At 61.4% G+C, this 2,366-nt stretch carries 2 protein-coding genes; both read left to right on the top strand.

From position 1 onward, the window contains the following. Positions 1–291: 291 nt before the first annotated feature. Complete coding sequence (locus ACP5J3_RS13355; protein ID WP_428496137.1) at positions 292–1,989, top strand: DEAD/DEAH box helicase; 1,698 nt, start codon at positions 292–294, stop codon at positions 1,987–1,989. A 47-nt stretch (positions 1,990–2,036) separates the two neighbouring features. After that, a partial coding sequence (locus ACP5J3_RS13350; protein ID WP_428496136.1) for a hypothetical protein occupies positions 2,037–2,366 on the top strand: 330 nt, incomplete at its 3' end.

Raw genomic sequence — 2,366 nt, 5'->3', positions numbered from 1 at the left:
TGAGTTGCAGGGAGGCGTGACCGCGTACAAGCTGGTAGAGGTGGCTAGCAGATGGCGTTGGCAAGACGTTGAAAAAACGCGGGTACAGAAAACCGCCGAGCGGCGTCGAAGCGACGCGGAGAGGAGGCCAGAGGCTTCAACTCCTGGCCCCCTCCCTAGCGGGCAGAGGGGGAGCTAGCCCCAGGGGCTAAAAATTATTTAAACACAGGTTTTTCATGTGCCACATGGTAGAAACAGCCATGGACCTAGCTCTTTGTTGTTGTCAGCGGGAGGTCAGCCTTGGCCAGCGGTATGAGGCTCAGGATCGCTACTAGGGAGTCTGTTATCGAGCGGGAGGTGGAGTGGGAGGTGGCGCGGCTTGTCATAGAGGAGCTGAAGAAGTGGCGTGCTAGGTTTGAGCCAGAGGGCAAGACGTGGCGCGTCGAGCACCTGCCATGCCCCGTGGCCAAGATGTTGGGAGCAAAAGCGGAGTGCGTAGAGGGGCGGTTCTACAAAAACTTCTTCTTCTACATGGCGGGGTGGGTAGACGAGCGCGAGCTGAAGAAGAAGCTCTGCTACAAGGTGACGAGGTACAAGAGGGTGGGTTGCGAGGAGTACTGCGCCGAGAAGTGCGCAGACGCAGACTACTTCGAGCGGTGCACAGAGAGGTGTGAAGAGCGGTGTGTAGAGGAGGAGTGGGAGCCCGTGTTGAAGGTGCAGGAAGACGTCTGCCTCTACAAGATCGAGGACGGGCAGGTGAGGGTGCCGCGGGGCTTGGCGCTGAGGCTGACGAAGAACGTCGCGTATGTAGAACTCCCGGAGCTCGACGGGTTCGAGGGGCTGAGGGACTACCAGGCCGAGGTGGCGCGCTCTGTGTGGGGGCAACTGAGGAAGGTGGGAGCAGCGACGGTCCAGATGGCTACTGGTGGCGGGAAGAGCTACATGGCTGGGTACTTGGCGGCGAAGCTAGAGAAGGCTGGGTACAACGTGGTCGTGACAGCGCTCCAGCTCGATTTGGTGTACCAGCTCAGGGACTTCGCGGCGAAGTTCGGGGCGAGGCCCGTGGCAGTCACAGTACAGACTCTGTGGAACAGGCTGAAGGAGGCGGGGCTCGTCAAGGGCGACTGGCTCTCAGACGCAGAAGGCGAAGAGGCGGAGATACTCAAGGCGTACTCAGACGAGTCCGACGACGTACACAACATAGCCGAGCTGTTTACGGGGAGAAAGGTGGCGGTTGTTTTTGACGAGGTGCACCACCTCCCCGCACGCACCGTGAAGACTGTGGCGATGCTGGCGGGGGACGGGGAGGCGCTGAGGATCGGCCTCTCGGCGACGCCGTGGCGCAACGACGGGCGCGACCTTGAGATATACGCCTACACAGGCGACGTGGTGGAGCCCAAGATCTCTTCGTCGTACTTGATCCGGCGCGGGTTCGCCGTGCCAGTGGTGATTAGAGTCGTAGACGCCCCCCGGTGCCCCGAGGCGGTGGGGGTCGGCAGAGGTGTGCAGGGCTGGGTTGCGGAGAGGAGGGCGCTGGCTAGGTGCGGGGCGCGCAACAAGTTCATAGCCAGGCTAGCCGCGGCTGTGGAGAAGCCAGCTCTGGTGATCACGCAACTGGTGAGCCACGCAGAGGAGCTCGGGAGGGTCATGAGAGAGGCGGGGCTGAGGGTCAGGGTGGTCACGGGCGCGGTGAAGGGGGAGACGCGGAGGGAAATATACGAAGAGCTGAAGTCGGGGCTGTTAGACGCGGTGTCCTCGACCTTCCTGGCAGACGAGGGGCTGGATCTCCCCCCGCTCCGCACCCTCATCATAGCGATGGGTGGCAAGTCTAAGACGAGGACTCTACAAAGGGTGGGGAGGCTGGTGCGCCCGTGGCCTGGCAAGACTGTCGCCTACGCGTACGAGCTGAGAGACCCAGGGGCGGAGTTCAGCCTCTCGCACCTAGAGGAGAGGCTGGCCCTCTACGAAACCGAGCCAGCGTGGGTAATAGAGGAGCATGCCAAGTTCTAGCCAACCCGCAAAAGGTGGCACAGACTCCTACGGCGTATAGGGCAGGTATGAAGATCTTCGTGCCAGATCCGTGCACTCCGTGGCGGCTCGCCTCGCTCTCCATGAGCTATTCCTACGGAGAAGCTGAGGAGGTGCTGATCGACGTCGGGCTGGGCGGTGCGAAGGGTGGCGTGTCTATATCCGATTACTTGAAGTTTGTACAGAAGGTTAAATCGCGACTGAGCGCCGAGGGGTACCTCATAGTCGTGCCAGACGTATACGGAGACGCCAAGGGGACCCACAGAAACTGGCTTAAGTTCGCTCCGAGGCTGAGGCCCCATGGCGAGCTGGTATATGTCGCCCAAGGCTTCGTGTTGCCGAGAGAGTGGGGTGGCATC

The organism is Pyrobaculum sp., from assembly GCF_049971835.1.
Taxonomy (GTDB): domain Archaea; phylum Thermoproteota; class Thermoprotei; order Thermoproteales; family Thermoproteaceae; genus Pyrobaculum.
Note: the sequence above shows the minus strand (reverse complement) of the source record. Positions and strands in the feature narration are given on the sequence as shown.